4 protein-coding genes are annotated in these 6,178 nt (G+C 64.8%); all 4 read right to left on the bottom strand.

Features of this window, described 5'->3' with window-relative positions; all coding sequences use genetic code 11:
- Positions 1 to 52 precede the first annotated feature (52 nt).
- On the bottom strand, positions 53 to 3,328 hold the full coding sequence (locus ABIV12_RS09265) for an efflux RND transporter permease subunit (RefSeq protein WP_348058524.1): 3,276 nt from the start codon (positions 3,326 to 3,328) through the stop codon (positions 53 to 55).
- A 158-nt stretch (positions 3,329 to 3,486) separates the two neighbouring features.
- Positions 3,487 to 4,728, bottom strand: coding sequence for an efflux RND transporter periplasmic adaptor subunit (locus ABIV12_RS09260; protein WP_348058523.1), 1,242 nt, complete (start codon positions 4,726 to 4,728; stop codon positions 3,487 to 3,489).
- A 328-nt stretch (positions 4,729 to 5,056) separates the two neighbouring features.
- Entirely contained in the window at positions 5,057 to 5,224 is a 168-nt protein-coding gene (locus tag ABIV12_RS09255; protein ID WP_348058521.1) for a hypothetical protein, read from the bottom strand.
- A 99-nt stretch (positions 5,225 to 5,323) separates the two neighbouring features.
- Positions 5,324 to 6,178 (bottom strand): ATP-binding protein (locus ABIV12_RS09250; protein ID WP_348058519.1); only part of this gene is annotated, 855 nt, incomplete at its 5' end.

The raw sequence follows: 6,178 nt of genomic DNA, 5'->3' as shown, positions 1-6,178 counted from the left end.
ATCGCGAGCAGCGAAGTGCCGATCGGGCGACGGATGAAGGGGCCGGAGATGCTCATGCCAGACGGTGTTGCACCAGCGTGCGCCGCTCACCGCGCGCCTTGACCCAATCGGACAACCGCTCGAAGTACAGATAGATCACCGGTGTCGTATACAGCGTGATGAACTGGGACAACAGCAGGCCGCCGACGATCGCGACGCCGAGCGGCCGGCGCAGCTCGGAGCCGATGCCGGTGCCCAGCGCGAGGGGCAGCGCGCCGAGCAGCGCTGCGGCGGTGGTCATCATGATCGGACGGAAACGCAGCAGACAAGCGCGTCGGATCGCCTCGCGCGCCGGCAGGCCGCCGCGCTGCGCCTCGATCGCGAAGTCGATCATCATGATTGCGTTCTTCTTGACGATGCCGATGAGAAGCACGATACCGACGATGCCGTCGACCGACAGCGTCATGCCGCAGGCCATCAGTGCGAGCAGTGCGCCGACGCCCGCCGGCGGCAGTGTCGAGATGATCGTGATCGGGTGAATGTAGCTCTCGTACAACACGCCCAGCACGATGTAGATCACGATGATCGCGGACAGCAGCAACAGCACTTCATCGGTCAGGGACGCGGAGAACTCGGCGGCCTTGCCGACAAACTGGCCGCGCACCTGCAGCGGAAAGTTCAGCTGCGCTTCGACGCCGCGGATCGCGTCGACTGCGTCCGACAGCGAATGTCCCTTCGCGAGATTGAACGAGATCGTCACCGCCGGAAGCTGGTCCTGATGGCTGACGACCAGCGGCGCGTCGGTTTGTGTTGCGACCGCGAGCGCGGACAGCGGGATCGCGCCGCCGGCTCCGACGCCGATGCCGATGTTGCCCGCGCTGCCAATGCCGGAAGGCGTCGCGGAGTTGCTCGACGTCGCCTGGCCCAGCGTCGTTGCGTTGCTGCCGACGAGCGCGCCGTTGCCGTTGCCGCGCACGGTGAGCTGGTCGAGCAGCGCCTTGGTGGTGCGGAACTCCGGAGCGACTTCGAGCACGACGCGGTACTGGTTCAACTGCGTGAAGATGGTCGAGATCTGGCGCTGTCCGAACGCGTCGTAGAGCGTATCGTCGATGGTCTGCATCGGCACGCCGAGACGGCTCGCTTTTTCGCGATCGATTTCGAGCTTCAGCGCGTTGCCCTGGTTGGCGAGGTTGTTGTCGACGTCGGCGAGTTCGGGCCGCAGCCGCATTGCATCGGTCATCTGTGTCGCATAGCCGGCCAGCTCGGTCGCGTTCACTTCCGACAGCGAGTACTGGTATTCGGTCGGTGCGACACGGGTGTCGAGTGCGACGTCCTGCACGGGTTTGAGATACAGCGCCGCGCCGGCAATATGGGCCGCGGCGTCCTGCAGCGCGGGCACCACGACATCGAGTCCGCCACGCTCGCCGCGTGGTTTCAGCACGATGCCGAGCTGGCCCTGGTTCAACGTCGGATTGACCGCGCCCGCGCCGACGAACGCGGCGACGCCAGCCACGCCCGGAACCTTGCGCAGCGCTTCGGCGACTGCCTTCGTGCGATCTTCCATTGCCGGAAACGCGATGTTCTGGTCGGCCTGCACCACTCCGGTGATCAGGCCGGTGTCCTGCTCGGGCAGCAGGCCCTTCGGAATGATGATGTACAGCGCGATCGTCACGACCACGGTGATCGACGCGACGATGAGCATCAGCGGCTGCCGCGCGAACACCCAGTCGAGGCTGCGGCCATACTGATAGAGGATTCGCGACCAAAGGTCGCGCCTCGACCGTCCCTCGCCCGCATCGCGGGAGAGGGGTGGGGCGAGGGCGCTCTGGCCGGACGCAACATCCAGCGCATGATCGCCGGCGGGCAACGCGTCGGCCTTCAACAGGTACGCGCACATCATCGGCGTCAGCGTGAGTGAGATCAGCATCGACAACGTCACCGCGATCGTCAGCACCCAGGCGAACTCGTGGAACAGGCGGCCGGTGACGCCCGGCATCAGCAGCAGCGGAAGGAACACGGCGATCAGCGAGACGGTCAGCGACAGCACCGTGAAAGCGATCTCCTTCGCGCCGATCTCGGCGGCTTCCTTTGGCTGCTTGCCCTGCTCGATGTAGCGCACGATGTTCTCGATCATCACGATCGCATCGTCGACGACGAATCCGGTCGCGACCGCCAGCGCCATCAGCGACAGGTTGTCGAGCGAGAATCCGGCAAACGCCATCACCCCGAACGTGCCCATCAGCGACAGCGGAACCGCGACGCTCGGAATCACCGTGGCCCACAGCCGGCGCAGGAACACGAAGATCACGCCAATCACCAGCAGCACGGTGAGCCCCAGCGTGAACTCCACGTCCGCAACCGACGCCTTGATCGTCACCGTACGGTCGGAAAAGATGCTCAGGTGCACATCTGCAGGCAACAGCGCCTGCAGGCCCGGCAGCTGCGCGCGGATGTCCGCGACTGTCTGCACGATATTCGCCGACGGCTGGCGTCGCACATCGAGCAGGACTGCCGGTTTGCCGTTCGCCCACGCAGCGAGCTGGTCGTTCTCGACGCCGTCGACCACCGACGCGACGTCGGACAGGCGCACCGGTGCGTCGTTCTTGTAGCTGATGATCGTCGAACGATAGTCGTCGGCATCGGTCAGCTGGTCGTTGGTGCCGATGCTGAAACTCTGCACGGTTCCATTGAGGCTGCCCTTGGGCGCGTTGACATTCGCCTGGGTCAGCGAGCTGCGCACGTCCTCCATCGTCAGGCCGAGGTTCGACAGCTGTGCAGGATTCACCTGCACACGGACCGCAGGGCGCACATTGCCGGCAATGCTGACGAGTCCGACGCCGCCGATCTGCGACAGACGCTGTGCAAGCAGGCTGTCGGCGTAGTCGTTGACGTCGCGCAACGGCCGCGAGTCGGACGTCAGCATCAGCGTGAGGATCGGCGCGTCCGCCGGATTGACCTTGTTGTAGACCGGTGGATACGGAAGGTTCGACGGCAGCGTGCCGCGCGCGGCGTTGATCGCCGACTGCACGTCCTGGCCGGCGGCATCGATGTCGCGCTTCTTGTCGAACTCGATGATGATCGTGGAGAGCCCGGCGGAGCTGTCCGAACTCATCGTGACGACGCCGGAAATCTGCCCCAGCTGGCGCTCGAGCGGTGTGGTCACCAGCGACGCCATCGTCGATGCGCTTGCGCCCGGGTATTGCGTGCTGACGGTCAGGCTCGGCGAGTCGATGTCGGGCAGCGCGGCGACCGGCAGCGCGCGATAGCCGATCACGCCGAGCAGGAGCAGCGCCAGCATCAGCAGCGAGGTCGCAATCGGACGCTGGATGAAGATCGACGAGAAGCTCACGGAGCGATCCTGCAAGGGGTCTGGATGATGCGCGGAACGCTGCGCGCAGGCGTGGGGGGAGAAAACGCGATCAGTCGACTCGCCGGTGGAAGGAAATCCTCAGCGGACCAGCAGGTCTCCAAAGGTGTCATGCGCGCGTCGAACGCGTGTCGCCGAGGTCAACCGCCACGCCGACCACCGCCACGCTTTTTCGTTTCCGACTTGTCGCCGTCGCCCTTCAACTTGGCAAGGTCCGCCTCGCTGGGAGGCGGCGGCGTTTCGCCCGGAGCGAGCGCCTGCACCTTGGATCCCGGCTTGAGGCGGAACTGGCCTTCGGTGACGACGCGATCGCCGACTGCGACCTCGCCGGTCACGAGCACGCCGTCATCGCCCGCATCGCCTGCCGGCACGATCGGCTTCATCGCGACGGTGCTGTCGGCTTGCAGCGCGTAGACATAGCTGCCTTCGGGCCCGCGCTGCACCGCGGTCGATGGAACGACCAGACCGGCGGTCACTGTGCGCAAGGTCACGCGCACGTTGACGAACTGCCCTGGCCACAGCGCGTTCGTGGCGTTTGGAAATTCGCTCTTCATCTTGAAGGTGCCGGTGGTGCTGTCGATCTGGTTGTCGATCACTTTCAGCACGCCATCGGCGATCACGTGGGCATCGGTGCGATCGAGTGCGGCGACCACGAGGGGCGAGGTCGCCTGTCCGCTGCGAACCTGATCGAGGTTTTGCTCCGGCAGCGTGAAAATCACATTGAGCGGATGCACCTGGGTCAGCGTGACGATGCCGGTGCTGCTGTTGGCCTGGATCAGGTTGCCGACATCGGTCTGGCGGATGCCGGCCACGCCGGTAATCGGTGCCGTGATGCGCGTGTAACCGAGCTGTGTGCGTGCGCTCGCTGCGGCGGCTTCATCGGCGGCGACCAGCGCTTCCTGCTGGCGCACCGTCTGGCGCTGGTTTTCCAGATCCTGCCCGGAGACGAAGTTCTTCTTCATCAACTCGTCGTAGCGCCCAAGCGTGCTCTTCGACGCAGTCAACTGCGCGACGTCCTGCTTTTTCTTCGCCTCCGCCTGGTCCAGTGACGACTGGAACGTGCGTGGATCGATTTCGGCGATCAGCGCACCCTGCTTGATCTCTTCGCCCTCGGCAAAATGCAGGGCTTTGAGCTGGCCACTCACCTGCGCGTTGACGGTGACCGTGTTGAGCGCCTGGACCGTGCCGAGCGCTGTGAGGAACACGGGAACGTCTTTCTGCACCACCGGAACCACGGTCACCGGAACTGGTGCGGCGTCCGCACCGCCGCGCATGCCTGCACGACCTCCCGTCTCCTGCGCGGACCCGTGCATGACGCGCCAGCCAATCAGTCCGACGATCAGCAGGACCACGACCGCGAGGGCGATCTTCCAACGCGACATGATCCGATCCTTTTGCGAAATGAAGACGACTGCAGGCGCAATCGTGACGGCGACAAGGCTACCAGCCGTCGGGGCGCGCGGGCGCCTGTTCCGCGTAAATCCATCTTTACACGCTTTGTGGAGGAACCTGCTGGCGCCTTCGGTCGCACCTCCAAGCGTGTGCGCAGGGGCGAGCGGACGCCACCCTCAGTGCACGGGAGGTCGCACCAGCGTCGAACGGCTGCGTCGGGCATGATCCGCACACGCAAAAACGGCGCCGTGAAGCGCCGTTTTCAACCGCCGGGTTTTCGATTCAGAAACGTTCGACAGTGCCGAAACGCCGATCCTGTCAGGACGGGATCTGGTTCGTGTGGATGCGCAGCGTTCTTGAATGCTGGATCCGCTTCGGTGCCGGCGCGATCGCGACCGGCGTGGACGACACAATCGGACGAACAGGCACGTACGGCAGACCGCGTGACGGCAGCAGTCGGAAGATGGGAAGCAACAGGTTCGGCATCGCGGCACTCTCCTTGGAGTGGGCGAGACTAAGGACGGCGCGCTTGCGACTGACTGAATCCCACGCTTGGCAGACAGGCCGCATTCATCGGACGCGCAATCAGCAATTCGGCGCGGAGCGCTTCAGTTCGTCTGCGAGCACTGCCAGCAATTCGTCGGAGTTGACCGGCTTGTCGATGAAGCGGATGTTCGGCAGCGGCGGCAGGTCGTGCTCGATCTCCTCGCGACTTGCCGGTGCCGCAATCAGGATCAGCGGGCCGCGATAGTCCATCTCCAGCAACTTCGACGCGGTGAGCACGCCCGTCGTGAGATTCATCTGGCCGTCCATCAGCACGACGTCCGGGAGTCCGTCCGCATCGAGCGACTGCACCGCCACCGCGCCGTTTTCCGCCGCCGAGATCGTGTACCTGTGCGACTCGATGATGTCGCGCAGCAACACCATCTTGCTTTCGCGCTCCATCACGATCAGCACTCGCTCGCCGCGGCCGTGAGGAATGTCGCCGGCGCCAAGCAACTCTTCGTTGAGCCGCATCGGCAGATACAGCGAAAAGGTGGTTCCCTTGCCCGGCTCGCTCGCCAGCCGCAGGTAACCCTGGTGATTGGCGAGGATGCGCCGGCACGACAGCAAGCCCAAGCCTGTGCCCTTTTCCTTGGTGGTGAAGAACGGCTGGAACAGGCGGCTGCGCACATCCTCGGACATCCCCATGCCGGTGTCGCGGATCTGGATGCGCAAATAGCGACCGGGCGCACGCACATCGTCGCCCTCGAAAAAATCCTCGTCGAGCGAAAAGAGTTCCGCATCCATGCGCAGTTCGCCACCGTCGGGCATTGCCTGCGCGCCATTGAGGCACAGGTTCAACAGGCACTGCTGCAACTCGGTGTGGTTGCCCTCGATCTCCACTGACGCTTCGGGCGACGAGACGTGCAGCTCCACGTTGCGCCCGACGCTGCTGCG

Source organism: Dokdonella sp. (assembly GCF_039926425.1).
Taxonomy (GTDB): domain Bacteria; phylum Pseudomonadota; class Gammaproteobacteria; order Xanthomonadales; family Rhodanobacteraceae; genus Dokdonella_A.
This window is presented reverse-complemented; position numbering and strand designations above follow the sequence as displayed.

Coding starts and splice junctions, on each gene's coding strand:
- ABIV12_RS09260 (WP_348058523.1), bottom strand. CDS start 4,728: ATGTCGCGTTGGAAGATCGCCCTCGCGGTCGTGGTCCTGCTGATCGTC.
- ABIV12_RS09255 (WP_348058521.1), bottom strand. CDS start 5,224: ATGCCGAACCTGTTGCTTCCCATCTTCCGACTGCTGCCGTCACGCGGT.